This is a genomic window from Pseudomonas sp., assembly GCF_048265905.1.
In the GTDB taxonomy this organism is placed as follows: Bacteria; Pseudomonadota; Gammaproteobacteria; order Pseudomonadales; family Pseudomonadaceae; genus Aquipseudomonas.
Window position 1 is genome coordinate 186,778 of record NZ_JBLXAP010000006.1, and the last position, 25,285, is coordinate 212,062.

General features: G+C 55.2%; 25 protein-coding genes. 12 read left to right on the forward strand and 13 right to left on the reverse strand.

Annotated elements, in window-relative coordinates:
* Positions 1 to 134 precede the first annotated feature (134 nt).
* Positions 135 to 821, reverse strand: a complete 687-nt coding sequence (locus tag ACN0UH_RS10960; RefSeq protein ID WP_417662071.1) for an SDR family oxidoreductase — start codon at positions 819 to 821, stop codon at positions 135 to 137.
* Positions 822 to 938: 117 nt separating this feature from the next.
* The gene (locus tag ACN0UH_RS10965) at positions 939 to 2,906 is read right to left on the reverse strand and encodes an alkyl/aryl-sulfatase (protein ID WP_417662072.1); all 1,968 of its coding nucleotides are present in this window, start codon (positions 2,904 to 2,906) and stop codon (positions 939 to 941) included.
* 239 nt (positions 2,907 to 3,145) lie between these two features.
* Between ACN0UH_RS10965 and ACN0UH_RS10970 the strand changes: the two genes are divergently transcribed.
* The gene (locus ACN0UH_RS10970) at positions 3,146 to 3,835 is read left to right on the forward strand and encodes a Crp/Fnr family transcriptional regulator (protein ID WP_417662073.1); all 690 of its coding nucleotides are present in this window, start codon (positions 3,146 to 3,148) and stop codon (positions 3,833 to 3,835) included.
* An 89-nt stretch (positions 3,836 to 3,924) separates the two neighbouring features.
* Here the strand turns inward: ACN0UH_RS10970 and ACN0UH_RS10975 are convergent, their stop codons facing one another.
* From ACN0UH_RS10975 to ACN0UH_RS11000, 6 genes are all read right to left on the reverse strand, one after another.
* A complete protein-coding gene (locus ACN0UH_RS10975) occupies positions 3,925 to 4,851 on the reverse strand; it encodes an ABC transporter permease (RefSeq protein WP_417662074.1) in 927 nt (308 codons plus the stop codon).
* A 53-nt stretch (positions 4,852 to 4,904) separates the two neighbouring features.
* Positions 4,905 to 6,002 carry an ABC transporter permease gene (locus ACN0UH_RS10980; protein ID WP_417662075.1) on the reverse strand — a complete coding sequence of 366 codons (1,098 nt, stop codon included), beginning with the start codon at positions 6,000 to 6,002 and terminating at the stop codon, positions 4,905 to 4,907.
* 10 nt (positions 6,003 to 6,012) lie between these two features.
* A complete protein-coding gene (locus ACN0UH_RS10985; protein ID WP_417662076.1) occupies positions 6,013 to 7,554 on the reverse strand; it encodes an ABC transporter ATP-binding protein in 1,542 nt (513 codons plus the stop codon).
* 227 nt (positions 7,555 to 7,781) lie between these two features.
* Positions 7,782 to 8,366 carry an IMPACT family protein gene (locus tag ACN0UH_RS10990; protein ID WP_417662077.1) on the reverse strand — a complete coding sequence of 195 codons (585 nt, stop codon included), beginning with the start codon at positions 8,364 to 8,366 and terminating at the stop codon, positions 7,782 to 7,784.
* Entirely contained in the window at positions 8,366 to 9,031 is a 666-nt protein-coding gene (locus ACN0UH_RS10995; RefSeq protein WP_087515696.1) for a TetR/AcrR family transcriptional regulator, read from the reverse strand. The genes ACN0UH_RS10990 and ACN0UH_RS10995 overlap by 1 nt, the downstream gene beginning before the upstream one ends.
* A 138-nt stretch (positions 9,032 to 9,169) precedes the next feature.
* Positions 9,170 to 9,322, reverse strand: coding sequence for a hypothetical protein (locus ACN0UH_RS11000; RefSeq protein ID WP_417662078.1), 153 nt, complete (start codon positions 9,320 to 9,322; stop codon positions 9,170 to 9,172).
* Positions 9,323 to 9,571: 249 nt separating this feature from the next.
* On the opposite strand from ACN0UH_RS11000, the gene ACN0UH_RS11005 reads away from it, so the two are divergent.
* From ACN0UH_RS11005 to ACN0UH_RS11030, 6 genes are all read left to right on the forward strand, one after another.
* On the forward strand, positions 9,572 to 10,603 hold the full coding sequence (locus ACN0UH_RS11005; RefSeq protein WP_417662079.1) for an ABC transporter substrate-binding protein: 1,032 nt from the start codon (positions 9,572 to 9,574) through the stop codon (positions 10,601 to 10,603).
* Between the two features lie 63 nt (positions 10,604 to 10,666).
* Positions 10,667 to 11,701, forward strand: coding sequence for a Rieske 2Fe-2S domain-containing protein (locus ACN0UH_RS11010; RefSeq protein WP_417662080.1), 1,035 nt, complete (start codon positions 10,667 to 10,669; stop codon positions 11,699 to 11,701).
* A complete protein-coding gene (locus tag ACN0UH_RS11015; protein WP_417662081.1) occupies positions 11,698 to 12,534 on the forward strand; it encodes an ABC transporter ATP-binding protein in 837 nt (278 codons plus the stop codon). Before ACN0UH_RS11010 ends, ACN0UH_RS11015 begins: the two co-directional genes overlap by 4 nt.
* A gap of 55 nt (positions 12,535 to 12,589) precedes the next feature.
* Complete coding sequence (locus ACN0UH_RS11020) at positions 12,590 to 13,393, forward strand: ABC transporter permease (RefSeq protein WP_417662082.1); 804 nt, start codon at positions 12,590 to 12,592, stop codon at positions 13,391 to 13,393.
* A 38-nt stretch (positions 13,394 to 13,431) separates the two neighbouring features.
* Complete coding sequence (locus ACN0UH_RS11025; RefSeq protein ID WP_417662083.1) at positions 13,432 to 14,868, forward strand: amidohydrolase family protein; 1,437 nt, start codon at positions 13,432 to 13,434, stop codon at positions 14,866 to 14,868.
* Positions 14,865 to 15,830 carry a PDR/VanB family oxidoreductase gene (locus ACN0UH_RS11030; protein ID WP_417662084.1) on the forward strand — a complete coding sequence of 322 codons (966 nt, stop codon included), beginning with the start codon at positions 14,865 to 14,867 and terminating at the stop codon, positions 15,828 to 15,830. The genes ACN0UH_RS11025 and ACN0UH_RS11030 overlap by 4 nt, the downstream gene beginning before the upstream one ends.
* Here the strand turns inward: ACN0UH_RS11030 and ACN0UH_RS11035 are convergent.
* From ACN0UH_RS11035 to ACN0UH_RS11045, 3 genes are all read right to left on the reverse strand, one after another.
* Positions 15,827 to 17,128, reverse strand: a complete 1,302-nt coding sequence (locus ACN0UH_RS11035) for an NTP/NDP exchange transporter (RefSeq protein WP_417662085.1) — start codon at positions 17,126 to 17,128, stop codon at positions 15,827 to 15,829. The genes ACN0UH_RS11030 and ACN0UH_RS11035 overlap by 4 nt on opposite strands.
* A gap of 31 nt (positions 17,129 to 17,159) precedes the next feature.
* On the reverse strand, positions 17,160 to 18,083 hold the full coding sequence (locus ACN0UH_RS11040) for an aldo/keto reductase (RefSeq protein WP_417662086.1): 924 nt from the start codon (positions 18,081 to 18,083) through the stop codon (positions 17,160 to 17,162).
* 259 nt (positions 18,084 to 18,342) lie between these two features.
* Positions 18,343 to 19,263 carry a LysR family transcriptional regulator gene (locus ACN0UH_RS11045; RefSeq protein ID WP_417662087.1) on the reverse strand — a complete coding sequence of 307 codons (921 nt, stop codon included), beginning with the start codon at positions 19,261 to 19,263 and terminating at the stop codon, positions 18,343 to 18,345.
* 121 nt (positions 19,264 to 19,384) lie between these two features.
* Here ACN0UH_RS11045 and ACN0UH_RS11050 point away from each other — a divergent pair, with 121 nt between their 5' ends.
* The 5 genes from ACN0UH_RS11050 (at position 19,385) to ACN0UH_RS11070 (ending at position 24,019) form a co-directional block, all read left to right on the forward strand.
* A complete protein-coding gene (locus tag ACN0UH_RS11050) occupies positions 19,385 to 20,731 on the forward strand; it encodes an aspartate aminotransferase family protein (RefSeq protein WP_417662088.1) in 1,347 nt (448 codons plus the stop codon).
* Positions 20,731 to 21,027 (forward strand): cupin domain-containing protein, encoded by a 297-nt coding sequence (locus ACN0UH_RS11055; protein ID WP_417662089.1) that lies wholly within the window; start codon positions 20,731 to 20,733, stop codon positions 21,025 to 21,027. Before ACN0UH_RS11050 ends, ACN0UH_RS11055 begins: the two co-directional genes overlap by 1 nt.
* Positions 21,028 to 21,124: 97 nt before the next feature.
* Complete coding sequence (locus tag ACN0UH_RS11060; protein WP_417662090.1) at positions 21,125 to 22,621, forward strand: CoA-acylating methylmalonate-semialdehyde dehydrogenase; 1,497 nt, start codon at positions 21,125 to 21,127, stop codon at positions 22,619 to 22,621.
* Between the two features lie 292 nt (positions 22,622 to 22,913).
* Positions 22,914 to 23,480, forward strand: coding sequence for a nicotinamide riboside transporter PnuC (pnuC, locus tag ACN0UH_RS11065; RefSeq protein ID WP_417662091.1), 567 nt, complete (start codon positions 22,914 to 22,916; stop codon positions 23,478 to 23,480).
* Positions 23,477 to 24,019 (forward strand): AAA family ATPase, encoded by a 543-nt coding sequence (locus ACN0UH_RS11070; protein ID WP_417662092.1) that lies wholly within the window; start codon positions 23,477 to 23,479, stop codon positions 24,017 to 24,019. Before pnuC ends, ACN0UH_RS11070 begins: the two co-directional genes overlap by 4 nt.
* On the opposite strand, the gene ACN0UH_RS11075 is transcribed toward ACN0UH_RS11070, so the two are convergent.
* On the reverse strand, positions 24,013 to 24,741 hold the full coding sequence (locus ACN0UH_RS11075) for a substrate-binding periplasmic protein (RefSeq protein WP_417662093.1): 729 nt from the start codon (positions 24,739 to 24,741) through the stop codon (positions 24,013 to 24,015). The genes ACN0UH_RS11070 and ACN0UH_RS11075 overlap by 7 nt on opposite strands.
* Positions 24,742 to 24,917: 176 nt before the next feature.
* A complete protein-coding gene (locus tag ACN0UH_RS11080) occupies positions 24,918 to 25,256 on the reverse strand; it encodes a zinc ribbon domain-containing protein YjdM (protein ID WP_417662094.1) in 339 nt (112 codons plus the stop codon).
* Positions 25,257 to 25,285: the final 29 nt, after the last annotated feature.

Consider the following 25,285-nt stretch of genomic DNA (forward strand, 5'->3'; position numbering starts at 1 on the left):
CTCAGTGTTAACCCTGTCTGCTGATCCAGGTGCACCGCACGGGTGTGCGGCGGATGGTTAAGATAACCGTCAACGCGGTCTTGATCAACAACACCGCGCTGAGGCTCACCGGTCTTGGCAACTGAGCCTGTGTATTACCAGGCGATTGTTTGGCCTTTGTAGTCAATAAAATGATGACCACCTTTACCGGCAAAGCGTTGCACTTGAACGGCTAATCCCGCGCAGCTGGTTTCAACGTCAATCTCGGCGTTCGGTCCGCCCATCTCGGTTCTAACCCAACCCGGATGCAGGGAAAGCACGGTCGGTCGCGGCTCAGGCAGTGCGCATACAAAACTGTTGGTCAAGGAGTTGAGCGCCGCTTTGCTGGCTTTATACAGCGCCATGTTGTCGCCTTCAGGGTTGGTTACGCTGCCCAACACAGAGCTCATAAACGCCAGCACGCCAGTGTCTGGGCGAAGCTGATCGACCAGTCTTTCAGCCAAACGGATCGGGGCGGTGACGTTGGTCATAAACAACTGGCCAAGTTCTTTCTGAGTTGCTGCGCTGGCCGACTGATGCTCGGGGCCAAGTACCCCAGCATTGACGAAGATCAGATCGAATACTTGGCCCTCAAGTTGTTTGACCAGCGCATCTAACGACTCGCTGCTGTCGATATCCAAGGTTTCGATCTTTGCTCCCTGTACAGCTTTTAGCTCATCAGCCCGTTGCGGTGAGCGAACTGTTGCCGTGACGTTCCAACCCAACAGGCTGAATTGTTTCACCAGGCCAAGGCCCAGGCCGCGGGAGGCTCCGATTATTAACGCTGTTTGTTGTTCGGCCATGAAGGTCTCCTTGGGTTGTATATTGGATTACGCCATTGTCTACGATTTTGCTTGATCAAATCTCGGGCAATAAAAAACGCCCCTGATTCGGGGCGTTTTTTAACGACGGGTCAGGGGTTATGGTTCAGAAATTTTGAACCAGAAATTAAAGGTGTCGAGGTTGCTCAACATTTGCTTGAACTTGGCTTTGTCACCGTCGACTGTCACTTCGCCGCTTTCAGTCAAGTTACCCATTTTTAATTTACCCAGAGCAATGTCGTCGAGAACACTGCGGTTGAGAGTCACTGAACCGTCAACTTCGTCGCGGGTCTTGTCCTTGGCGTAATTCATCACACCATTTTTGACCGTTAACAGAAACTTCTCTTGGGTGTCTGGGAACTCAAGATTGAAGGCATAGCTCTTATCGCCGACCTTAGGCCCATTAAGGTGAACAGCCACGAAATCAAGGATCATTTCCGTGGTCATGCTGCGAATGAGGTCAGGAGAACTGGCGTTAGGTGTAATCATTGCCTTAACACCGTTACGCAGTTCCTGAGCGCCACTCAAGTAGAAGTTACGTGCAGGACCGGATTCGGCCTGATAACCCATTTGCTCGAGTGCATCTGCTTCCAGGTCACGGGCTGCTTGGTTTTTCGGGTCAGCAAACACCAGCTTGTTGGTTACAGTCGCGGACCAGCGATATTCGCCTTTATCGTAAGCTTCTTGGGCATTTGCCAGCATCTTGTCGGCACCCACCATTGCAACATACTTCTTGGCTTCTTCTACCGGCGGTAGCGGGTTGAAGTTAGCTGGGTTACCGTCCCAGAAACCGAGATACAACTGATACGTCGCGCGTACGTTGTGCTTCAGGTCGCCGTAATAACTTCGGTTGTAGAACTCTTTGGCCAAGCTGTCTGGCAGCACGAATTCTTCAGCGATCTCATTCATGGTCATGCCTTGGTTAGCCATGCGCAGTGTTTGATCGTTGATGTATTTGTACAGGTCGCGTTGTTTTTCCAGGTGCTCGACAACCCTTTCTTGACCCCATTGTGGCCAGTGATGGCTACCAAACGAGACTTCAGCTTTGTCGCCCCACATGTCGAGGGTTTCACCCAGGGTGCTTGACCACTTTTGTGCGCTGCGTACTTTGGCACCGCGCAGGGTGAGCAAGTTGTGCAGAGTGTGGTTGGCGTCTTCGGCTAAATCCAGAGCTTTAAACTGCGGGAAGTAGAAGAGCATTTCCGCTGGCGCTTCGGTGCCAGGCGCCATTTGGAATTCCACATCGACACCGTCAATGGTCATCTTCTCGCCAGTCTTGCCGATCAACTTGTTCGGCTCAAGCAGAGTGATATCGCCAGCCGCAGTGGTGATACCTAGACCAGCCCCGACGTTGCCTTCGGGATTTTTCGGTAGCAGGTTGCCGAACATGTACGAGGCGCGACGGCTCATCGCTGTGCCGGCAAATACGTTCTCGCTCACGGCTTCTTCCATAAAGCCTTCAGGTGCGATGAGTGGAACCTTGCCTGATTTAACATCGGCCTCATCGACGATTGCACGCAGCCCCGCGAAGTGGTCGAGGTGTGAGTGAGTGATGAGCACCGCCGAGACAGGTAGTTTCTCGACTTTATCGTTGATCAGGTCAAGTGCCGCCTTGGCTGTTTCGTCTGAGGTCAGCGGGTCGATTACAATCCAACCGGTTTTACCGCGCACGAACGTCATATTCGCCAAGTCGATGTTGCGCACCTGGTAAATTCCATCGACTACTTTGAACAGGCCACGAATTGCCAACAGTTGCGATTGACGCCACAAGCTTGGGTTTACGGTTGCCGGCGCCTCGCCTTCTTTATTCAGAAAATCGTACTGTGTCAGGTCGATAACAGTCTTGCCGTCTTTGCCCTTGATCACCGGGCTAGGCAGGTCAGCAATGAATCCGCGTTTGGCGTCTTCGAAATCTTGCTTATTGGTGAAGGGGAGGTAGTTCGCGATTGCCTCGTTGGCTTTCTTGGTTGTGTCGGTCGCTTCATTTGTCACAGCAAATGCACTGCTGGTAATAACCACAGTGGAAAGTACTGCAAGGGATAATCGTTTGGTTACAAATCCAAGCATGCTTACAACTCCTTGATATTCATACTTCCATCAGTCAATGGAAGTCCGTCTGCTTGCGAAACTACAGCGATGGGAGCGCACTCAGGTTACATGAGCCTTGAGTGCGATTCGAAATAGGGGATTACCGCAGGTGAATAACACGCGTAATCGAGCCACTTTTTGTTTAGTCTTGTGTCACTTTATTGGAAAAAAATAGATTCAACTGTCCCAAGAGTGACAATTGATAAATAAGGTAATAAATGGACTTTTTTGATGCCGCGCAAACACTGCGAAGCCATGGTTGGCTGTCACAAACACCCGTTGAGTTTCAGGATGCCCTGCTAAGTCGGGCGACTCTCCAGCATTACCATGCGGGTGAGGTGATCTTGCGTTGTGCAATGCCTGGCAATGCCATAATTGGGCTTGTCAGTGGTTGCCTCGCCTGTCAATTGCCGCCGCGAGTTGACACTTCAAGCTTGCTTCATTTGTTTGCGCCGGGGGCATGGACGGGTGAGTTAGCATTCCTCAGTGGAGGCGTTCGTCGAGTTGACACCATTGCTTACACTGATAGTTATTGCTTGCGTTTGACTAAAAACTGCATGGACAAAATCCTTGAGCAAGAACCCGGTTACTGGCAGTGGTGTAACCTGCTTACGGCGATCACTTCTGATATCGCATTGATGACCCTCGATGCTCTGACCACTTCTGATGCCACCACGCGAATCGCTAAGACCTTGAGGCGGCTAGCAATCATTAGCGATAAACCCCGTCTGCCGAAAACCTCACAGTCTGATATTGGCACGATGGCAGGCCTATCGCGTAAAAGCGCGCATGAAGCGTTAAAGCGACTGGAGCAAATGGGCATTGTGCGTTGCGGTTATGGAACTGTTGAGGTGCTCAGCCTCGATGCGCTTGAGTGCATTTCGCTGGAGCTTAAACCACCTGTTTGAGCAGGGACTCGGCGCATTTCAATGGTTATCAGGACGGTTGAGGATTCGAGGTGGGGCAGGCCGCAGCGGGTCTGCCCTTATTGAACTTATCAGTGACCTGGCTGCCAGGGTTTACCCAATGACACTGGCGCGAACAAGCGGGTTTTGATCGGGTCGCGTGACAACAACACCAAGACCACAATAGTTGCGACATACGGCAGCATGGCTAGCAAGTTCGAAGGGATCGACAAGCCGACACCTTGGGCAACCAGGTGAATGATGCTGGCCAGGCCAAACAGATAAGCGCCAAGCAATACGCGAAATACTCGCCAACTGGCAAACACCACCAGCGCTAGAGCAATCCAGCCGCGCCCTGCGGTCATGTTCTCTGCCCACATTGGCGTATAAGCCAGCGACAGGTATGCACCGGCCAAACCAGCCATGGCGCCGCCGAATAGCACCGCCAGAGTGCGTACGCGCAGTACCGGTAAACCCATGGCGCTGGCGGCGTCTGGGTTCTCGCCAACTGCCTGCACGATCAGACCGATGCGGGTTTTTAATATCACCCACGCAACCAGCGCAAATAACGCGAATGACAGGTAAATCAATAAGTCCTGAGCGAACAGCATGCGGCCGATCAGCGGGATATCGCTCAGCAAAGGAATAATCACTGGCTCAAAGCCGGTTAGCGGTTTACCCACCCAGGCCGCGCCGACAAAGGTCGATAATCCAACGCCAAAAATGGTCAGAGCCAAACCGGTTGCCACCTGATTGGCGTTAAAGCCCAAGGCCACCGCCGCGAACAGCAATGACAAAAGCATGCCCGCCGCCATCGCCAGCAAGACCCCAAGCCACAGGTTGCCAGTGCTGAACGCGATGATAAAACCCATCACCGCGCCGAACAGCATCATGCCTTCCTGACCCAGGTTGAGCACGCCGCTTTTCTCGCAAACCATTTCACCCAATGCGACCAGCAGCAGCGGTGTGCCGGTACGCACCATGGCGAATAAAATGTTGCTCAGTAAGTCGATATCCATACAGCTTCCTCACATTCTTCTAACGCACCCGGCCTGGCCAGATGCAGTTGTTCTCAGGCCAAGGCACTTTGTGCGGCTGTACGTTTTGTCCATTTCCACTTGAAGCGTGGGCGATACAAAATCAGCACATCGCAGGCGAGCAGAAAGAACAGCATCATTCCCTGGAACAACTGGGTAATTGCTTGCGGTAGATTCATTGCCATCTGAGCGGTCTCACCCCCCAGATACAGCAGCGCCATAAGCAGGCTGGCGAAGAGGATTCCCAGCGGATTCAAGCGTCCGAGAAATGCCACGGTGATTGCTGCATAGCCGTAACCGGGTGATACCTGTGGCACCAGTTGGCCGATTGGTCCGGCGACTTCACCAACCCCGGCCAGACCTGCCAATGCGCCGCTGACTAACAGCGCGAACCAGACCAGACGCTTTTCCCTAAAGCCGACAAAACCCGCTGCACGGCGATCCAGGCCGAGTACCTTGATCTGAAAACCAAGAAAGCTTTTCTGCAGCAACACCCAGACTGCGACCAATGCCAGCAGAGCGAAATACAGTCCTGCATGGATACGGCCGTCTTCACTGAGCAGTGACAGCCGGCTGAAATCACCAAACATAGCCGACTCGGGGAAGTTGTAGCCTTCGGGGTCTTTGAGCGGGCCGTGGACGCAATACAGCAGCAGGTTGAGGGCGACGTAATTGAGCATGATGCTGGTGAGGATTTCATTGGCATTGAACTGCGTACGCAGCCAAGCCGTGAGCCCAGCCCATGCAGCACCAGCAGCAACTCCTGCGCTGATGACCAATGCCAGTGCCCAGTGGCTTTCCCAATCAATTATATGCACTGCAACAGCGCTGCCAGCCAAGGCGCCGAGCAACAACTGGCCTTCGGCGCCGATGTTCCAGATCCGAGCGTGGTAAGCCACGGCCAGCCCCAGCGCACAGAGCAGAATTGGCAAGGCCTTGACCAGTAACTCAGACACGCCATACCAGTCGCTGAGCGGCGCAATTAATAAGGTGTGCAAGGTCAGCAGCGGGTCGTGGCCGAGCAATAAAAACAGTAAGGAGCCACAGAGCAACGTCAATGCAGCCGCCAGCAAGGGAGAAAACCAGAGCATGGCGCGTGATTGCTGGCCGCGAGGTTCAAGGGATAACAACATAAAAACTCCGTCAGCTCAGAACTGCATCAGTGTTGAATTGGCCAGCCATCCAGCGACCGACCTCAACCGGGTTGGTCTCAAGGGTGTTGGCCAGCGCCGACAGTTTGCCGCTGCTGAGCGCGCCAATGCGGTCGCAAATCTGGAACAGCTCATCAAGGTCTTCGGATATCACCAGAATTGCAGTGCCTGCATCGCGCAGGGCAATCAGAGCACGATGAATCGCCGTTGCTGCACCCACATCAACTCCCCAGGTCGGGTGCGCGGCGATCAGCAGTTTGGGGTTTTGCATGATCTCGCGCCCGAGAATGAATTTCTGCAGATTGCCGCCTGACAGACTGCGTGCAGCCGTGTGTGCATTCGGTGTTTTTACCGCAAAGCGGCGGATGATCTCTTCAGCGAAGGCCACCACTGTATTGCGCTTGATCAAGCCCTTGCTGACTAAGCCCTGTTGAAAGGCGGTGAGCAACGCGTTATCGCTCAAGCTCATATCCGGCACTGCGCCATGCCCGAGACGCTCGGCTGGCACAAACGCCAAGCCCAGTTGACGACGTGCATCCGGTCGTAAGTGAGCAACCGGCTGACCGGCAAAGTTGATACGCATGGCGTCGCGTTTGTGCAGTGCTTGTTCACCGCTGAGCAGAGCCAGGATCTCATCCTGACCATTACCAGCAACACCGGCTATACCAACGATCTCGCCACTGCGTACCTCGAGTTGCACATCCTTTAGTGAAGTGCCAAATGGGTCAGGGTTGTGCCAGGACAGTTGCTCGACTTGCAGGAAGTGCTCGCCACCACGGACTTTTGGGTGGCGTGTTTCAAGCCCTTCGGCTTCGCCAACCATCAGTTTCGCCAGCTCTAAATCTGTGCAGTCCGCCGGAATGCAGTGGCCGGAGACTTTGCCGCCGCGCAAGACTGTCGCACTTTGGCAGAGCGCTCGAACCTCACCGAGCTTGTGGCTGATAAACAAAATGCTGCAACCTTCGGTTGCCAGTCTGCGCAATGTGGTGAATAACTCATCGGCCTCTTGTGGCGTGAGCACCGAGGTTGGCTCATCGAGAATCAGCAGTTTGATGTCTTGCATCAAGCAGCGCACGATCTCAACGCGCTGGCGCTCACCAATCGACAAACTGTGCACCAATCGTTCCGGCTCGAGTGGCATGCCATAACGTTTTGATACTTCGCGGATCTTAGGTTCCAGTTGTTGCGCGGTGCCAGCTTGGCGACCCATTGCCAAGGCGATATTCTCGGCAACAGTGAGCGTCTCGAACAGCGAGAAGTGCTGAAACACCATGCCGATTCCAAGATTGCGGGCCATTGATGGGTCGCGCACGGACAGCACTTGCCCCTGCCAGCGTATTTCACCTTCATCAGGCTGGGTTACGCCGTAGATGATTTTCATCAAGGTGCTTTTGCCGGCGCCGTTTTCGCCAAGCAATGCATGGATTTCACCGGCTTGGATATTCAGATCAATCTGATCATTGGCCACGCAGCCGGGATAACGCTTGGTAATGCCGCGCATCTGTAGAGGTGCAGGTGAAGTTGGGCTCGACATGGGCAGTGACTCAAATAAACGACTGCCGCTACTAAAGCAAAAACTTGGCCAGTCACTGTGAAAACTTGGCCGACAGGTCAGAAAAGCCTGTCTCAGCGCTGGCGCTGAACAACAGACTGTTTTATTGCGCCAGTTTGGGGCGAGATTGTGATGTCGGGGAGCAATTTCAGTGCGTGCAGTGTTACTGCATGACTCGCGCCTGATCGGGTATCAGGCGCGGATGGGCTTCAAGGGGCAATCAGTACTTCACGGCCACGGGTGAGGTCGGCAACGAGTTTGGCGAAATCATCGAAGTGCTGGGGGGGAATCGCCAATTGCACATCGACCCCTTGTGCGGTGAATGTTTCATTCTCGATCAGCACATCAAATTCACTCAGACGGGCTTTGAGGCGGGGGAGCTCTGCAAAATACAGATGACAGTCGCAAGGCTCGCGCGCGACCAGTTGCAAGCGTTCGCCCGCTTGCAGGCACTTGTTGGCGCCGCCGCCATAGGCGCGAGATAAACCGCCGGTGCCCAGTTGGATGCCGCCGTACCAGCGGATTACCAGAACCACGACCTGATCGAAATCCTGACCTTCGATTGCTGCCAGAATTGGCCGGCCAGCTGTGCCGCCCGGTTCACCGTCGTCATTGAACCGGTATTGCTGGCCTACCTTCCACGCCCAGCAATTATGCGTGGCGTTGCTGTCACTGAATTGATCAATGAATGCCTGGGCTGCGGCGGGGCTATCCGCATGCCCAGCCAGGGTGATGAAGCGGCTTTTGCGAATTTCTTCTTGGTATTGGCACGGGTTGGCAAGGGTGTAAGCCATCAGACTGTTGGCGGCGTTAGCCCGCAACCTTTAAGAATGATGTGGATGAGGTTGTTTGTCGCTTCTTCGAAGTCTTGCTTGGTCAGGCGCGAGCGGCCGCTTACCCGGCAAATCTGTGCGGCGAAGTCTGCATAATGCTGAGTGCTGCTCCACAGCAGGAAAATCAAGTGAGTGGAGTCGACCCGATCAATCTTGCCAGCGGCGATCCACGCATCAAATACTGCCGCACGGCCACGGAACCAGGCGAGATAGTCCTCGTTGAAATATTCAGTGAGGCACTCACCGCCACTGATGACTTCAATTGCAAAAATACGTGAGGCTTTGGGCTGGCGCCGCGAGAACTCCATCTTCGCCCGAATGTAGCGGCTCAAGGATTCTGCCGGGTCATCTTCAGCGGTCAGGTTGTTAAAGGTGCTGTCCCAGAGTTCGATAATGTTGCTCAGAACCGCAAGGTAAAGCCCGAGCTTATTGGTGAAGTAATAGTGCAGATTAGCTTTGGGCAGACCCACATTTTGCGCAATGGTGTTCATGCTGGTGCCTTTGAAACCATGGCGCGCAAACTCTTCTTCCGCGGCACGCAGAATGGCTTCTTCATTTTTCTGACGGATGCGCCCTGCAGGTTTACCACTGTTGTTGGCGCTATGCGCTGGCACTTCAAGAGTCATGGGGGCGATTCCGATTTATTCTGTGATCCGGGCAAATGAACAGATACCCGAGTAGCGCTTGGGTGACAAGCTCGACAGGTAAAAAAATACGACGGCGCCATTATCACCGCAAATCTGCACGGCTCTGGTGCGTATTTTTCAGTCGTGCGCAATCTTGATGCTGCTGGCTGCCTGAATTTTCCAGTCTGATTTATCCAAAGGCTCTGCAACGCTACTTTGTTGATATTGGCACAGCCTCTGCAAGACCTTGCGTGAGTAGAAGCGGTCAGTGTCGGCAACGACGCGGGACATTGCTCTTGTAACCATCCCGGTTACACACCCGGTATTTGGGTGCTTGATTCTGGCTTTGAGCCGAGAACGAGAGAGGTGTCAGATATGCGCTACTTGCCAACTCTTGGTTCTCTGTCTCCGCGCCGCTTCAGCCACTTGGTGTCTTTAAGCGTGCTGTCTCAATCAGCCCCTACCGGTTTCCCTCGCAGCCAGCCTCATACAGGGTTTGGCGCGGCTTTCTATGTGTCTTCCCTTTGGGAGAGGTTTGCCATGAAATCACGCAGTGCTTTGGGTTCTACCGCTTCGTTACTCCGTTGTCTGCTGCCGGTCACGCTGCTAGGCGCCAGCATTGCTGCACCTGTGGCTCAGGCCAATGACAAAGTCGTCTTGCTGACATCCTGGTATGCCCAGGCTGAGCATGGCGGTTTTTATCAGGCTGTCGCCAAGGATATTTATGCCCAGAACGGTCTTGATGTGACCATTAAGATGGGCGGGCCACAGGTCAATGGCATGCAGCTTTTGCTCAATAAACAGGCTGATGTCATTGTCAATTACGACCTGCAAGTGCTCAAGAGTGTCGAGCAGGGCATGCCGGTTGTCGCCATCGCTGCGCCATTTCAGGGTGATCCGCAAGGCATGCTGACCCATAACGATGTTACTGGGCTTGATGGTCTCCAAGACAAAACCGTGCTGGTTTCAACCTCTGGGCAAACCACTTGGTGGCCATGGTTGAAAGGCCAATATGGGTTAAGCGATGCCCAGGCGCGGCCTTATACCTTCAACCTGCAACCGTTTTTCAACAACCCCAATGCGGTGCAGCAGGCGTACGCCAGTTCCGAGTTGTTTCAAGCCACCAAGGCTGGGAAGAATCCAAAGTTCTTCTTGTTTGCTGATGCCGGTTATCCACCTTATGGCTCGACCTTAGTCACCCGTGAAGATGTGATTGCCCAACGCCCTGAAGTGCTCAAACGCTTTGTCGCGGCCACCATGCAGGGCTGGAAAAGCTACTTGGCCGACCCTGCAGCAGGCAATGCGCTGATCAAAAAAGATAACCCGAGCATGGACGATGAACTGCTCGCCTGGGGCGTCAGCAAACTCAAGGAGCTGAAGCTGGTTGAGGGCGGCGATGCAGCCAGCTTGGGCATAGGCGTGATGACCGATGCACGCTGGCAGGCGACCCGCGACTTTATGGTCAAAAGCGAGCTGCTCAAAGCTGATACCGACTGGAAAAAGGCTTACAGCACTGAGTTTGTTCGTGACCTGAGCGTACTGCCGCAGGCCAACGATACCGCTGCACGCTGACCCAAGATTTCGCGCTGCCAGCTACGTATTGGCAGCCGTAGAACCGAATTAGAGGAATGCTCCATGTTAGTGACTCAACAACCCGTATTACGTCGTTTCTGGTATGCGCTGATGCCTGTCAGCCAACTGGCCGAAGGCCCGCAGCCGTTCACTTTGTTAGGTGAACGCTTGGTTATATTCATGGGTAAGCAAGGCCCGGTGGCGCTGGCCGATCGCTGCTGCCACCGCACTGCGCAGTTGTCCAAAGGCTGGGTTGAAGATGGCGTCATCGTCTGCGGGTATCACGGCTGGCGCTACGACCAGAGCGGTGCCTGCGTGTTCATTCCGCAACAGGCCGAAGGCGCTCCGATCCCTGCTGGCGCGCGTACTGATGCTTATCATTGCACGGAGAAATATGGCTATGTCTGGGTTTGCCTGGGCGAGCCACTGCAAGCTATCCCTGTGTTTGAAGAGGATGGCGCGCCAGCGTATCGGCGCATCTTCCAGTTTTACGAAGAGTGGCAAACCAGCCCGCTGCGTTTTATGGAAAACAGCTTCGACAACTCGCACTTCTCCTTTGTGCACAAAGCCAACTTCGGCATGATCAACCAGCCGCAGCCGTCGAAATACAATCTCGAACAAACCGAGTGGGGCTTTGAGGCTGAAACCATTGTGCCGATCAATAACCCGCCTGCCGGACACCGGGTGACGGGCACTGATACGCCAACCACCACGCGGCATTTGTTCAACCGTTGGCATCTACCCTTTGTGCGCCGCTTTGGTTGCACTTATCCGGACAGCGGCATTCACCACATCATTTATAACTGCGCGACGCCGATTGATGACAAGCGCATACAGCTGGTGCAGTGGCTGTATCGCAACGACAGCGAAGCAGCGATCAGTACACAAGAGCTGATCGCCTGGGATGCGCCCATCACCCGTGAAGACCAAGAGATTCTTGAAGCCACCGACTACGATGCCTGCGTTGATACCCGTCGCCGCGTGGAGTTTCACATGGAGTCTGACCGGCCAGGTTTGATCATGCGCAAAATGCTCTTTGAGTTGCTGCAAAAGCATGGTGAAGAAGAGCAATTCCGCCCAGCCGGTACACCGCTATGAACGCGGTGTTGGATGCGGCGGCTATGGCGCAGAGCAACCCGCACAACCCCGTACATGATGTGCCAGTGTTGCTGGCCAATGGCGTGGAGAAAACCTACGGTAATGGCACACACGCTTTGCAGCGGCTGAAGCTGGAAATCGGTCGCGGTGAGTTTGTATCACTGCTGGGGCCTTCCGGTTGCGGCAAGAGTACCTTGCTGAAAATGTTTGCCGGGCTTGAGCAGCCCTCCGCTGGGCATGTGCGCTGGTGGGGCAAGGGCCAGATCAACCACTCAGCCGCTGAACAGAAATTGGCGATGGTGTTTCAGGAGGCCACGCTGATGCCTTGGGCGAAAGTGGCCGATAACGTGCGCCTGCCGCTGGATCTGGCAGGTGTCTCGCGGGGGCAAAGCCAGCGGGGGGTCGATGATGCCCTGCAATTGGTCGGTTTGGGGCAGTTTGGTCATGTTTATCCGCGTGAGTTGTCTGGCGGTATGCAGATGCGTGCATCCATCGCCCGGGCGCTGGCCACCGAGCCTAATTTGCTGCTGATGGATGAGCCCTTCGGCGCACTTGATGAGTTCACCCGCAATCGCCTCGACAGCGACTTGCGACAACTCTGGGCTGCACGCGATCTGACCGTGGTGTTTGTCACCCACAGTATTTACGAGGCGGTTTATCTATCGTCGCGGGTGGTGGTGATGGGCGCCCGGCCCGGCCGGGTGATTGCCGATGTGGCGATCAACGGGCCACAGCAGCGTGATGAGGCCTATCGCACCTCAGCTGAGTTTATCCAGCAATGTGCACAACTCTCGGCCTTATTGGCCGAAGCCAACGCGGAGGGCGGCCATTGAACATTCAATTTAGCCAAGCGGTTGAGCGCGGATTGACAGCTTCTGGAGGTGGGAAATGACGACGGTGCATGTGCCATTACTGGCCAATCGAAGAGTGCAGCGCATCGCGGCCCCATTGCTGGTCGGGGCTGTATTGCTTGGCATTTGGCAGATTCTTTGTGTTGCCTTAAAGGTTCCGGTTTATCTGGTGCCGAGCCCGGCAGACATAGGCCGCACGTTGCTGGCTGACGGGCCTTTGTTGCTGGGTTCGCTGTGGGTAACCCTGAAAATTACCCTGCTGTCGTTTTTGTTAGCCGTGGTGCTTGGCGTGCTGGCTGCGTTTGTGTTTGTTCAGAGCCGGGTTATCGAGGCCAGCCTGTTTCCCTATGCGATTTTGCTTCAGGTCACGCCGGTGGTGGCGATTGCGCCGCTGATCATCATATGGGTCAGCAACACCACGCTGGCACTGGTGGTCTGTGCGACGCTGGTGGCGATATTTCCGGTGATCTCAAACACGGTATTGGGGCTGCGCAGTGTTAATCCGGGGCTGCTTAATCTGTTCAAGCTTAACCGCGCGAGTCGTTGGCAAACCCTGTTGCGCTTGCGTATTCCCAGCGCGCTGCCGTTCTTCTTTGGCGGCCTGCGCATTGCCAGTGGCCTGGCGCTGATCGGCGCGGTAGTGGCTGAGTTTGTCGCAGGCACCGGAGGGACCGGGGCAGGGCTGGCGTATCAGATCTTGCAGGCTGGGTTTCAGATGAATATCCCGCGTTTGTTCGCCGCGTTGGTGCTGATTTCCCTGACCGGGGTGCTGCTGTTCAGTGTGATGGCGGCGCTGGCTCGGGTGAGTCTGGGCCATTGGCACGACAGCGAACAAGGATGACTCGGCTGGCTACCGCCAGCTTGATCAGGAGAGACTTAATGAATGCGAACAACAGTTGGCTGATCCGCAACGCCAGCGCCATCATGACTGGTTTGTCTGGCAGCGCAGCACGGGCTGACGGGCCAGATATCCGGGTAATTGGCGGGCGTATTGCTGCGATTGGTCAGTTACAGCCACAGGTCGGCGAGGCGCAAATTGATGCCCGCGATTGCGTGGTGTACCCGGCGTGGGTCAACACCCATCATCACCTGTTCCAATCCTTGCTCAAGGGTGAGCCACAAGGGCTTAACCAGAGCCTGACCCAATGGCTGGCCTCGACGCCTTACCGCTTTCGGGGGGCCTTTGATGAGCAGAGCTTCCGCTTGGCGGTGCGCATTGGTTTGGTCGAACTGGCGCGTTCGGGCTGCGCCACTGTCGCCGATCACCATTACTTGTATTACCCGGGCATGCCCTTTGACAGCGCCGCGATTCTTTTTGAAGAGGCCGAGGCACTGGGCTTGCGCTTTGTTCTATGCCGGGGAGGCGCCACGCAGACGCGTCAGCTTGAAGCCGAGTTGCCACAAGCCATGCGCCCGGAAAAAATTGATGATTATCTGGCCGATGTCGCCCGCCTGACTCAGCGATATCACGATCCGGCAGCCGATTCATACCGGCGTATCGTCATGGCGCCGACCACCACGCTGCACTCGACCACGCCGGATGAGCTGCGCGAAACCGCCCGTGCTGCCCGCCAGTTGGGTATTCGCATGCACAGCCATCTTTCTGAAACCGTGGATTATCTGGATGCGGCTCGCGGCAAGTTCAACATGACGCCGGTGCAGTTCTGCGCTGAATATGAATGGCTAGGCACTGACGTCTGGTTTGCGCATCTGGTCAAGTTATTGCCTGATGAAATTCGCATGCTCGGCCAAACCGGCACCGGTATCGCCCATTGCCCGCAGAGTAACGGGCGACTCGGCAGTGGTATTGCCGACATTGTTGCGCTGGAGGCAGCCGGGGTGCCGGTGTCGATTGGTGTGGACGGCGCGGCATCGAATGAGGCGGCTGACATGCTCAGTGAAACCCATGCTGCCTGGTTGTTGCAGCGCGCCCGTAAAGGCCAGTTGGCTGAGCCGCGCTATGCAGGTGGCCAGTTCGAAGGTGGTGCTGATGCGGCGAGCATTGAAGACGTGGTGCGTTGGGGCAGCACCGGCGGCGCCAAGGTGCTTGGGCTGGATGCCTTAGGTGGCCTGGCCGTTGGCATGGCGGCGGATCTGGCGATTTATGCCCTGGATGATCCTCGCTATTTTGGCCTGCATGATTTAGCCATTGCTCCGGTCGCCTGTGGCGGTCGCGCCCGGTTGCAGGCATTGTTGGTCGGCGGTAAGCGGGTGGTGGAGAATGATCATATCGCCGGGCTGGACATGGCTGCTTTAGGCCGTGAAGCGGCTGCAGCAGTGCGTGGTCTGCAGCAGCGCGCAGGGTTGCGCGCATGAGCTGGGTCGAGATGAAAGTTCGCGGTTTACGTGAGGAAGCCGAAGGCATTCTTGGCCTTGAACTGTGCCCGCTAAATGACGATGGCTTGCCCTTTAGCTGGACCCCTGGAGCCCATGTCGATCTGCAACTGGGCAGTGGCTTGGTGCGCCAGTATTCCTTGACCAACCTGGCCGAGGAAGGCTGTTTGCGCTTGGCTATCAAGCGTGAGCCTGATTCCCGTGGCGGTTCGCAATGGCTGCATGAACAGTTGCGCCTGGGATCTCGCATGCAGGTTGGCGTGCCGCGCAATCTGTTTGCTTTGGCGCCGGGCACTGCGCCCGTGGTTCTGCTCGCGGCGGGTATCGGCGTGACGCCGTTGTTGGCCATGTACCGCGCCTGCCGGGCGCAGCAACGACCGGTCCATTTGTATTACTTCAGTCGCAGCCGGGCACAGAGTGCGTTTCTCGACGAGTTGCGAACGCAACCGGATGTCAGCTTGTTCAGTGGTTTATCCAGTGTCGAAATCGCCCTGCGATTACCTGCGCTGTTGGCTAACCGTCAGCCTGATAGCCTGCTATACAGCTGCGGTCCTGCGGGGTTTATGGATTGTGTGTTCGAATCGGCAAGGGCCGTCGGCTGGCCGAGCGAGGTGCTTTACCGCGAGCATTTCCAGACTCATTTGCAAGCGCCAGAGCACGCCGCCGCCAATCAGGCGCAAAGAGTGCAATTGTGGTTGGCCAAGAGTGGCAAGCAGGTCGCCGTTAACTCAGGGGAAACCTTGGTGGCAGCCGCTGCGCGAGTTGGCGTGGAAATCACCACTTCTTGTGGCATGGGCATGTGTGGCGCCTGTATGACCCGGGTTGTCAGCGGTGAAGTTGATCATCATGACCAGTATCTGTCGGATGCGGAGCGTGCGTCAGGCGAATGGATAATGCCATGCGTTTCCAGCTGTTCGAGCAATGCGTTGGTGCTGGATCTTTAGATGTCTGCTTTGGCCTCGGCTTGTTGCTTGTGTTGTTCACGCTGCCCGCCCAGATACCAGCCAAGCAATCCCCAAACTGCCGCGCACAGGGCTCCGGCCAGCGCAGCAACCATTACGCCGTTAGCCAGATTGTCGATCAGCGCCTTGGCCCAGGCGCTGGCGGCATCACCGGCGCGGTAGACCACGGTGTCGATAAAGTTCTTGGCTTTGTATTTGGTCTGCGCATCAAGTGGTGCGAAGAGCATTTCACGGCCCGGGCGCACGCAAGCGTATTCGCCTACGCGCCGTACAATCATCAAGGCCGCGAGCATGGCGAAGGTTGGTGCCAGCGCCAAACCGATAAACCCCAAACAGACTAAAAACGGCACGCCTGCGAGCAGGGCACGAATACCAAAACGCTGAGCGATACGCCCGGTAATAAACAGCTGCGCGAGCAGTGACAACGCCTGCACAGTAAAGTCGATCAGGCCAAATACACGGACTTGCTCGTCACGGTCGGTAAAGGTTTCAGCCACCAAACGCGCCTGCTCGAAATAGAGGAAGGTGCTGGCGGTGGCCAGCAAAATCACAAATGCGCTGATGCCCAGTAAATAAGGTGAGCGCACGACTTGAGTGAAGCCGCTGAAAGGATTGCCCAGCACGGGTTTTTGTGGGTTTTCGTTGTGTATTGCACCCGGTCTTCCTGCACCGCTGATGGCGCGCCAATGCATCAGGTAGCCTTTGCTGAGCAAGGCCAGCGCCAACAGTGCTGCTGCGCAAACCATCAAGCCACTTTCGCCAAGTACACTGATCAGCAACGCGCCAAAGGCTGGGCCGATCAAGCCGCCAGTACTGGCACCGGCCGCGATAAAGGCAAACAGGCGTTTGGCTTGCTGGCTGTCGAAGACATCGCTCATCAGGCTCCAGGCCACGGAAACCACGAACAGGTTGTAGACCGACAACCAAACATAAAAGCTGCGGGCCAACCAGACATCGCGTTCAATCAGGCTGAATAACGCTGCAAAGCCCAATAAATTGAGGATGAAAAAACCGTAGACCCAGTCGATATAGCGCTCGCGTGGCACATGTGAGTTAAGCCAGGCGAACAACGGCACGGCGATCAACATCAACACAAAGGTGGCACTGAACAGCCATTGCAGATTGTCCACGCCGCCAACGATGCCCATCGCCTCGCGTATCGGGCGCAGCATGAAATAGCCACTGAACAGGCACAAAAACAGGGCGAATCCGCTCAGCGCAGCCAGCAGCTCTTCGGGTTTTGCATTGATGGCGCTGGCTAACCGCTGAGCGGGGATCATAAAAACGGCTGGAGCTTACGCGCAGTTTTCATCAACTGAATGCCTGAACGATTCGCTCGCGTAGTGCTTCATCGGGCAGTCTGCCCATGCCCGCCTTGATGTTGTCGGTCACGTAGCGAGGCGTGGACGTGGCCGGCAGTACCGCGGTTACTGCAGGGTGCGCGAGGATGAATTTAAGCAGCAGTTGCGCCCATGAAGTTGCATCGGTATCAATCGCCCAGCCCGGCAACGACTGGCCCTTGACCTTGCTGAGCAATTGACCGCGCATAAAGGGGCGATTGACCAGCACGGCAATGCCGTTATCGGCACAGTACGGCAGCAGGTGTTTTTCGGCGTTGCGTTCGCCGATCGAATAATTGAGTTGTACAAAGTCAGGCTTGTGTTGCTTCAACGCCGCTAGCAGGTCGTCGTGGGCTGATTCCAGGTAGTGGGTTATGCCTGTGTAGCGAATTTTGCCTTGCTCTTTAAGCTCGCCCATCAACTGCATCTGGGTTTGGGTATCTTGCAGGTTATGCACCTGCAACAGAGCTACTTTGTCGGTCTGTAATTTCTCCAGGCTGGAGTTGAATTGGGCTAGGCCGTTATCGCGGCCGGTTGCCGATAGTTTGGTCGCCAGGAATGCCTTGCGCTGGGTATCGATACGCTTGAGCAACAAGCCGGTGACGGCCTCGGCGGTGCCGTAGCTTGGGGCGGTATCGATAAGCGTTGCACCACCGTTGATAAAGTTGCGCATGACCAAATCGAGCGGGTTAATCCCCGATTCATTCGGGGTTACGTTAAAGGTGCCTGAGGTCCCCAAGCCAATAACAGGGAGCATTTCGTCGCTGGTCGGTATTTTGCGACGCAGTAATTGGCTGGGTTCGCTGGCGAAGGCGAAGTTCGGTAGCAAAGGCGCTGCGGCAGCTAAACCAAGCAAGGCAGCACTGCGCTGTATAAAGTGGCGACGGCTGGACATGGGGTCCTCCTTGTGAATGGTGCGCAGCAGGCGCATCGTAGAATCATAGACTGATGACTACCAGCCATAGAACGCAGAACTAAACGAGTTGTTACTGGCTGTGTCGATCTATGCGGTCGCAACCCTTTCAGCGTTTACCGTTTGCGCTTCTGGCGGTGTCACTGCTTGAAGGTGATTGCTCTCAACTCACCGCGGCCAGGCAAGTGCTCTTCAGTCAAAATCAAATCTGCAGTGTGTTGCCTGAATCTCTGAAACAGGTTCAGCTGACGGCTTCTAGCGCTTCGAGAAAGCTTTCAAGCACCAAGTGCGGACGACGACCTTTACGGGTCACTGCCGCTAAATTCAAATCATAGAAGCGAGTGTCAGCTTTTAATGCGCGCAGGCGACCTTGTTGCACCCATGCGCTGGCGTAGTGGTCTGGTAAGTAACCGATGTAGCGCCCGGTCAGAATCAGGAACGCCATGCCTTCGCGGTCGGAGGCACTGGCGGTGCAGTTGAGCACTTGATAGTGCGTCTGTATTTCTGATGGCAAGCGAAAGGTTGGGGCGATAGCGTCCTGCGTGTTTAAGCGCTCATCGTCGAGTTGTTGATCGTCGGCATAAAACAGCGGGTGGCCGACCGCGCAGTAGAGCAGTGAGCGCTCATCGTACAGGGGTTGGTAGTCGAGCCCTGAAAGGGCGCCGGATTGCGGCACCACACCAATATGCAAGCGACCGTCGAGCACGCCTTGTTCGACTTCGCTGGGTGGCGTCATGCGGATATTGACCCGCACATCCGGGCCACGCTCCTTGAGCCGCGAAAGGGCGTTGGTGATGCGCATGTGCTGCACGGTGACCAGGTTGTCGGTCAAGCCGATATTCAGTTCGCCACGCAGATTCTGGTGCAGGCCGTTGACTTCAGTGCGGAAGCTTTCCAACGCAGCGAGTAATTGTTGAGTCGACTGAAACACTTCGCGGCCCTCTTCAGTCAGAGCAAACCCGGCACGACCCCGCTGGCAGAGGCGCAGGCCCAAACGTTGTTCGAGGTCGCTCATTTGCTGGCTGATCGCTGAGCGGCCAATGCCTAGCACGCTTTCGGCAGCCGAAAAACCGCCGGATTCGACTACGCTACGAAACAGTTTTAACAGACGAATATCAAAGTCACTGACTTGGGCAAGCGGATCAGGGCGACGAGTGCTCATTAGTTTAGTGGCCGGTTAACTAAAGATATGAAGAGTTGAGTTTTACCAACTTTATGCCCGTGGCACCTTTGATGGCAAGCGTACTTCACGTCCGAACATTGTCTTCTAGCGAGGCCGTCCCATGAACATGCCCCAGACCGCTACTCCTCCATTGACCAGCCAGCTCAAGCTGGATGCTCACTGGATGCCGTTTTCCGCCAACCGTAACTTCCATCGCGACCCACGTTTTATTGTGTCTGCCGAAGGCAGCTGGCTGACGGATGACAAGGGGCGCAAGATCTACGACAGCCTTTCGGGTTTGTGGACATGCGGGGCTGGTCACTCGCGTAAAGAAATTCAGGAAGCGGTTGCCAAGCAGTTGGGCACGCTGGATTACTCGCCAGGCTTCCAATACGGTCACCCGCTGTCGTTCCAGTTAGCTGAGCAATTGGCTGATCTGTTGCCTGCCGGTCTCGACCATGTGTTTTTTACCAGCTCTGGTTCCGAGTGTGCTGATACTTCAGTGAAAATGGCCAAAGCCTATTGGCGTCTGAAAGGTCAACCGGCCAAGACCAAATTCATCGGCCGTGCCCGTGGTTATCACGGGGTAAACATTGCCGGTACCAGCCTCGGTGGTATCAACGGCAACCGTAAAATGTACGGTCAGTTCATGGATGTCGATCACCTGCCGCACACGTTGCAGCCGGGCATGGCCTTCACCAAGGGCATGGCGCAAACCGGCGGCGTTGAGCTGGCAAATGAGCTGCTCAAGTTGATCGAGTTGCATGATGCGTCGAACATTGCCGCGGTCATCGTCGAGCCAATGTCAGGTTCAGCTGGCGTGCTGGTTCCTCCAGTGGGTTACCTTCAGCGTCTGCGTGAAATCTGCACTCAGCACAATATCCTGCTGATTTTTGATGAGGTGATCACCGCATTCGGGCGCATGGGTAAATGGTCGGGCGCGGAATACTTTGGTGTGACGCCGGACATCATGAACACCGCCAAGCAGATCACCAATGGCGCGGTTCCGCTGGGCGCGGTGATTGCCTCTAATGAAATCTATCAAACCTTTATGAACCAGCCATCGCCCGAGCATATGGTTGAGTTCAGCCATGGTTACACCTATTCAGCGCACCCCGTTGCCTGTGCTGCGGGCCTAGCTTCGCTTGAGTTGCTCAAGCGTGAAAACCTGGTGCAGCAATCGGCTGAAATCGAACCGCACTTTGCCAATGCGCTGCATGGCTTGAAAGGCGCTAAGCACGTTGTGGATATCCGCAACTGCGGTCTGGCTGGAGCTATTCAGTTGGCTCCACGCGATGGTGATGCAGTTATCCGTCCGTTCGAAGCAGGCATGGCGCTATGGAAAGCTGGGTTCTACGTGCGCTTCGGTGGCGATACCCTGCAGTTTGGCCCAACCTTCAATGCCAAGCGTGAAGACCTCGACCGCGTCTTCGATGCCGTCGGTCAAGCGCTGCAAGGTGTCGATTAATGACAAAGCGCATGCAAGCGGTGGCAACCGTTCAGGTTGATAACAGCGATGTTATCGTGACCGAATGGTGGTTTGCGCCGGGAAGCGAAACCGGCGCTCATCGCCACGGCTACGATTATGTGGTGGTGCCAATGACTGCAGGCACGCTGCTGCTGGAAACGCCTGAAGGCGATAAGCATGCAACCTTGGTTGCCGGTCAAGCCTACTTTCGCAAAGCGGGCGTTGAGCACAATGTGGTCAATGCCAGCGAGCACGAAGTGGTGTTTGTCGAGACTGAGATTAAAGCAGCGCAGTAGATTTTAGGGTGGCGGCTACAAGCGGTCACCTGTTCTTGATACCGAGCGAGTTGAAGCCGCTTCAACCGTCTTAAAATATTTGCTAACGGAGAATTCCATGAGCGTAGTTAATCACTTAATCCATGGCGAAGCAGTTGCCGGTACTGGCCGCACCGCAGACGTGTTTAATCCGTCTACAGGCGAGGTTATTCATCAGGTTGCATTGGCTGATCGCGCAACTATCCAGCAAGCAATCGACTCAGCCAAATCTGCTTTCCCGGCTTGGCGCAACACGCCGCCGGCCAAGCGTGCGCAGATCATGTTCCGCTTCAAGCAACTGCTTGAGCAGCATGAAGCCGCTATCTCGAAGCTGATCAGTGAAGAACACGGCAAGACCCTTGAAGATGCCGCCGGTGAATTGAAGCGTGGTATCGAGAACGTTGAGTATGCATGCGGCGCGCCGGAAATCCTCAAAGGCGAATACAACCGTAACGTTGGTCCGAATATCGATGCATGGAGCGATTTTCAACCGATTGGCGTAGTCGCCGGTATCACCCCGTTTAACTTCCCGGCGATGGTGCCATTGTGGATGTATCCACTGGCAATCGTTTGCGGCAACTGCTTTATCCTCAAGCCATCCGAGCGCGATCCAAGCTCGACGCTGTATATCGCTCAGTTACTGCAAGAAGCCGGTTTGCCAAAAGGCGTGATGAATGTTGTGCATGGCGACAAGGAAGCGGTTGATGCGCTGATCGAAGCGCCAGAAGTCAAAGCCTTGAGCTTTGTAGGTTCGACGCCGATTGCTGAATATATCTATTCCGAAGGCACCAAGCGCGGCAAGCGCGTTCAGGCACTGGGCGGCGCGAAAAACCACGCGGTGCTGATGCCGGATGCTGACCTTGATAACGCCGTTAGCGCACTGATGGGCGCGGCTTACGGTTCGTGTGGCGAGCGTTGCATGGCGATTTCGGTGGCCGTTTGCGTGGGTGATCAAATTGCTGATGCGATGATCAAAAAGCTGGTGCCGCAGATCAAGGCATTGAAAATCGGTGCTGGCACCTCAGCGGGTCTGGACATGGGCCCACTGGTGACGGGTGTTCATCGTGACAAGGTTAAGGGCTATGTCGATGCTGGCGTTGCAGCCGGTGCGGAATTGGTTGTCGATGGTCGTGGTTATAGCGTTGCAGGCAACGAAAACGGTTTCTTCCTTGGTGGCTGCCTGTTCGACCGCGTAACACCTGAGATGAGTATTTATAAGGAAGAAATCTTCGGCCCTGTGCTCTGTGTTGTTCGCGTCAACAGTCTCGAAGAAGCCATGCAACTGATCAACGATCACGAGTACGGCAACGGCACTTGTATCTTCACCCGCGACGGTGAGTCCGCACGTTTGTTCTGCGATGAAATCGAAGTCGGCATGGTTGGCGTCAACGTGCCGCTGCCAGTGCCGGTCGCTTATCACAGCTTCGGCGGCTGGAAGCGCTCGCTGTTCGGCGACTTGCACGCCTATGGTCCGGATGGTGTGCGTTTCTACACCCGCCGCAAAGCAATCACTCAGCGCTGGCCACAACGCGCTAGCCATGAAGCGGCTTCCTTTGCTTTCCCAAGCAACGGTTAACAGCGGCTTGTTTCAGGGCTGCGTAAGTTGCCACTGAAACGTTAGTAAATAAAAAGACCCGTCATATTTGGCGGGTCTTTTTATATGCGGCTTTGGCCGCTGGTGGACAGGCTCCGCGTTGTCACACCCGACTCCATCGGGGGCTCGCGTAGGGTGGGTAACGCTTTTTTACCCACCAATTATCAAAGACAGTCATCAACGGATGCGCGCGCAGTAATCGGCAGAGTTGGATACAATCGGCAAATTATCGAACTACAGCGTGGCGCACAGCTGCTCTGTCTCTGAGGTTTGTATGTCACCCCTTGAACTCGTAGCCGCCGCTCTCGGCGTCATTGCCGTGTGGTTGACGGTTAGACAGAACATCTGGTGCTGGCCGGTTGGACTGGTGATGGTGTTGATGTACAGCTGGATCTTCTTTGAAGTAAAGCTCTATTCCGACATGCTGCTGCAGGTTGTTTATGCCGCGCTGCAACTCTACGGCTGGTGGCAATGGACTCATGGCGGCGGCGATCATAGCGGTCGTCAGGTCAGCCGTTTGAGTGCAAAAGTCTTAGCTGGCAGCCTGCTACTGGGTGCGCTGGGTAGTGTCACTCTGGGCTATGTGATGGCGACTCATACCGATGCGGCCTCGCCCTGGCTGGATGCGGCACTCACCGCGTTCAGTTTGGTTGCACAAGTCTGGATGGCGCAAAAACGTCTGGAGTGCTGGGCGCTGTGGATCATTGTTGACGTCATCTTTGTCGGCCTGTTCATCAGCAAAGAGCTGTACCTGACGGCTGGGCTGTATGCGCTGTTTACTCTGCTGGCAGTACAAGGCTGGCGAAGCTGGCGGCGAACGCCTGAGCTTGAATACGCATGAAGGTGCTGGTGCTGACCGGGCCAGAGTCGACCGGTAAAAGCTGGTTGGCTGCTACGCTGCAGGCGCAGTTTGGTGGCGTCGTGGTTGGCGAGTATGTGCGCTATTTTATTGATCAACAGCAGCGCGACACGTGTTACGCAGACATCTCAACCATCGCTCAGGGGCAGTTGGATTGGGAAGACAAAGCCCGCGCCGAGCGGCCTGAACTGTTGATTCTCGACACTCATCTGCTGAGCAATTTGTTGTGGAGCCGTGAGCTGTTCGGCGATTGCCCAGCGTGGATAGAAGATGCACTGCTAGCGCGCCGCTATGACCTGAATCTATTGCTCGACCCACAAGGTGTGCCTTGGGTTGACGATGGTCAGCGCTGCCAGCCGCAATTGGCCGAGCGCATAGGTTTTTTCGAGGACTGCCGCGACTGGTTAGTCCGTCATCAGCAACCTTTTATCACCTTGCAAGGTGATTGGGCAGAGCGCCAAGTCCAGGCATTGAGTCGTGTGCGGCAGTGGTTGGCTGAAAACTCATCGGGCCTTCAATAGTATTGCCAGCGTTTGAGGATCGCGTGCAGTTTGCCGTTATCTTTCAAGCGTTGCAGTGCGCTCGCGAACCTTTGTGCGTTTTGTTCGTCGCCTTTATTGAAAGCAACGTAGCGCGGCATTTCGACTAATGCGCGCGGTAAAATTCGAACTTTTGACTCTGAGTTTTGCTCATGCACGAAATACATCAACTGGGTCTTGTCGCCGACGATGATGTCGATTCTGCCTGCCAGTAGCATCGATACAAGTTGTCTCGGGTTTAGGGCGCTGGTGTCACGCGAAAGCTCAGCATGGTCAAAGTTTGTTGCATAGGCATAGCCTCGAACTTGACCCACCACATAGGGCATTAAGTCATTGAGGCTTTGCCAATCAGTTATGGCTGTTTTATGAGTAGTCATAAATACCGTAGAACCGCTACGTAGCGGGCCTACAAGAAGGTATTGATCTTTGCGCTCTGCTGTACCAGCAAAAGCAAATGCCAGATTGGCGTCATGCTGCTCAAGCATTTGTTTAACGCGTTGCCATGGGTACAGGCGTATTCTGAAATCCAGTCTTGCTTCGCTCAAGACCGCACTGACCAAATCAACGTCCAGGCCCATCGGTATTTCACTATTCGCTTCGGTAAAGCTGTATGGCGCAAATTGTTCATCGGCAACTGCCAGCAATGGGGCCGCATATGCAGACACGCTGAGGCACAGCAATAGACCGATAAAAAGGTAGCGCATAGTGAGCTCCAACTGGCCTTAAATAGGATTAAGCCGTACAGATGCTAGCTAATACTGGCGAAAATGTGCAGTTTGCGCTGGAGTAGCCTGTAGATAATTTAAAGATTGTGAACAGAGCGGCGGCTGTGCGTTACACCTGCGCGGGCTCAAGGGTTCGAACTCGCGCAGGTGGTGGATCAAACTTTTCTGACAAATTCAGACTTGAGCTTCATTGCACCGATGCCGTCAATTTTGCAGTCAATATCATGATCGCCGTCGCACAGGCGAATGCCTTTGACCTTGGTGCCGACTTTTACTACCAGTGATGAACCTTTGACCTTCAGGTCTTTGATCACGGTGATGGTGTCGCCGTCTTGCAAGACGTTGCCGACAGAGTCTTTGATCACTTTGCTGTCTTCGGGCATGTCTTCAGCAGTCGCTGACCACTCATGGGCACATTCAGGGCACATCAGCATGGTGCCGTCTTCGTAGGTGTATTCAGAGTTGCATTTGGGGCATGGCGGCAGAGTGCTCACGAAGCGACCTCGGGTTCAGTCTGTTAAAT

Excerpts from the sequence above, each read along its gene's own strand:
- ACN0UH_RS10960 (WP_417662071.1), bottom strand. The coding sequence starts at position 821 with ATGGCCGAACAACAAACAGCGTTAATAATCGGAGCCTCCCGCGGCCTG.
- ACN0UH_RS10965 (WP_417662072.1), bottom strand. The coding sequence starts at position 2,906 with ATGCTTGGATTTGTAACCAAACGATTATCCCTTGCAGTACTTTCCACT.
- ACN0UH_RS10970 (WP_417662073.1), top strand. The coding sequence starts at position 3,146 with ATGGACTTTTTTGATGCCGCGCAAACACTGCGAAGCCATGGTTGGCTG.
- ACN0UH_RS10975 (WP_417662074.1), bottom strand. The coding sequence starts at position 4,851 with ATGGATATCGACTTACTGAGCAACATTTTATTCGCCATGGTGCGTACC.
- ACN0UH_RS10980 (WP_417662075.1), bottom strand. The coding sequence starts at position 6,002 with ATGTTGTTATCCCTTGAACCTCGCGGCCAGCAATCACGCGCCATGCTC.
- ACN0UH_RS10985 (WP_417662076.1), bottom strand. The coding sequence starts at position 7,554 with ATGTCGAGCCCAACTTCACCTGCACCTCTACAGATGCGCGGCATTACC.
- ACN0UH_RS10990 (WP_417662077.1), bottom strand. The coding sequence starts at position 8,366 with ATGGCTTACACCCTTGCCAACCCGTGCCAATACCAAGAAGAAATTCGC.
- ACN0UH_RS10995 (WP_087515696.1), bottom strand. The coding sequence starts at position 9,031 with ATGACTCTTGAAGTGCCAGCGCATAGCGCCAACAACAGTGGTAAACCT.
- ACN0UH_RS11000 (WP_417662078.1), bottom strand. The coding sequence starts at position 9,322 with ATGTCCCGCGTCGTTGCCGACACTGACCGCTTCTACTCACGCAAGGTC.
- ACN0UH_RS11005 (WP_417662079.1), top strand. The coding sequence starts at position 9,572 with ATGAAATCACGCAGTGCTTTGGGTTCTACCGCTTCGTTACTCCGTTGT.
- ACN0UH_RS11010 (WP_417662080.1), top strand. The coding sequence starts at position 10,667 with ATGTTAGTGACTCAACAACCCGTATTACGTCGTTTCTGGTATGCGCTG.
- ACN0UH_RS11015 (WP_417662081.1), top strand. The coding sequence starts at position 11,698 with ATGAACGCGGTGTTGGATGCGGCGGCTATGGCGCAGAGCAACCCGCAC.
- ACN0UH_RS11020 (WP_417662082.1), top strand. The coding sequence starts at position 12,590 with ATGACGACGGTGCATGTGCCATTACTGGCCAATCGAAGAGTGCAGCGC.
- ACN0UH_RS11025 (WP_417662083.1), top strand. The coding sequence starts at position 13,432 with ATGAATGCGAACAACAGTTGGCTGATCCGCAACGCCAGCGCCATCATG.
- ACN0UH_RS11030 (WP_417662084.1), top strand. The coding sequence starts at position 14,865 with ATGAGCTGGGTCGAGATGAAAGTTCGCGGTTTACGTGAGGAAGCCGAA.
- ACN0UH_RS11035 (WP_417662085.1), bottom strand. The coding sequence starts at position 17,128 with ATGATCCCCGCTCAGCGGTTAGCCAGCGCCATCAATGCAAAACCCGAA.
- ACN0UH_RS11040 (WP_417662086.1), bottom strand. The coding sequence starts at position 18,083 with ATGTCCAGCCGTCGCCACTTTATACAGCGCAGTGCTGCCTTGCTTGGT.
- ACN0UH_RS11045 (WP_417662087.1), bottom strand. The coding sequence starts at position 19,263 with ATGAGCACTCGTCGCCCTGATCCGCTTGCCCAAGTCAGTGACTTTGAT.
- ACN0UH_RS11050 (WP_417662088.1), top strand. The coding sequence starts at position 19,385 with ATGAACATGCCCCAGACCGCTACTCCTCCATTGACCAGCCAGCTCAAG.
- ACN0UH_RS11055 (WP_417662089.1), top strand. The coding sequence starts at position 20,731 with ATGACAAAGCGCATGCAAGCGGTGGCAACCGTTCAGGTTGATAACAGC.
- ACN0UH_RS11060 (WP_417662090.1), top strand. The coding sequence starts at position 21,125 with ATGAGCGTAGTTAATCACTTAATCCATGGCGAAGCAGTTGCCGGTACT.
- pnuC (WP_417662091.1), top strand. The coding sequence starts at position 22,914 with ATGTCACCCCTTGAACTCGTAGCCGCCGCTCTCGGCGTCATTGCCGTG.
- ACN0UH_RS11070 (WP_417662092.1), top strand. The coding sequence starts at position 23,477 with ATGAAGGTGCTGGTGCTGACCGGGCCAGAGTCGACCGGTAAAAGCTGG.
- ACN0UH_RS11075 (WP_417662093.1), bottom strand. The coding sequence starts at position 24,741 with ATGCGCTACCTTTTTATCGGTCTATTGCTGTGCCTCAGCGTGTCTGCA.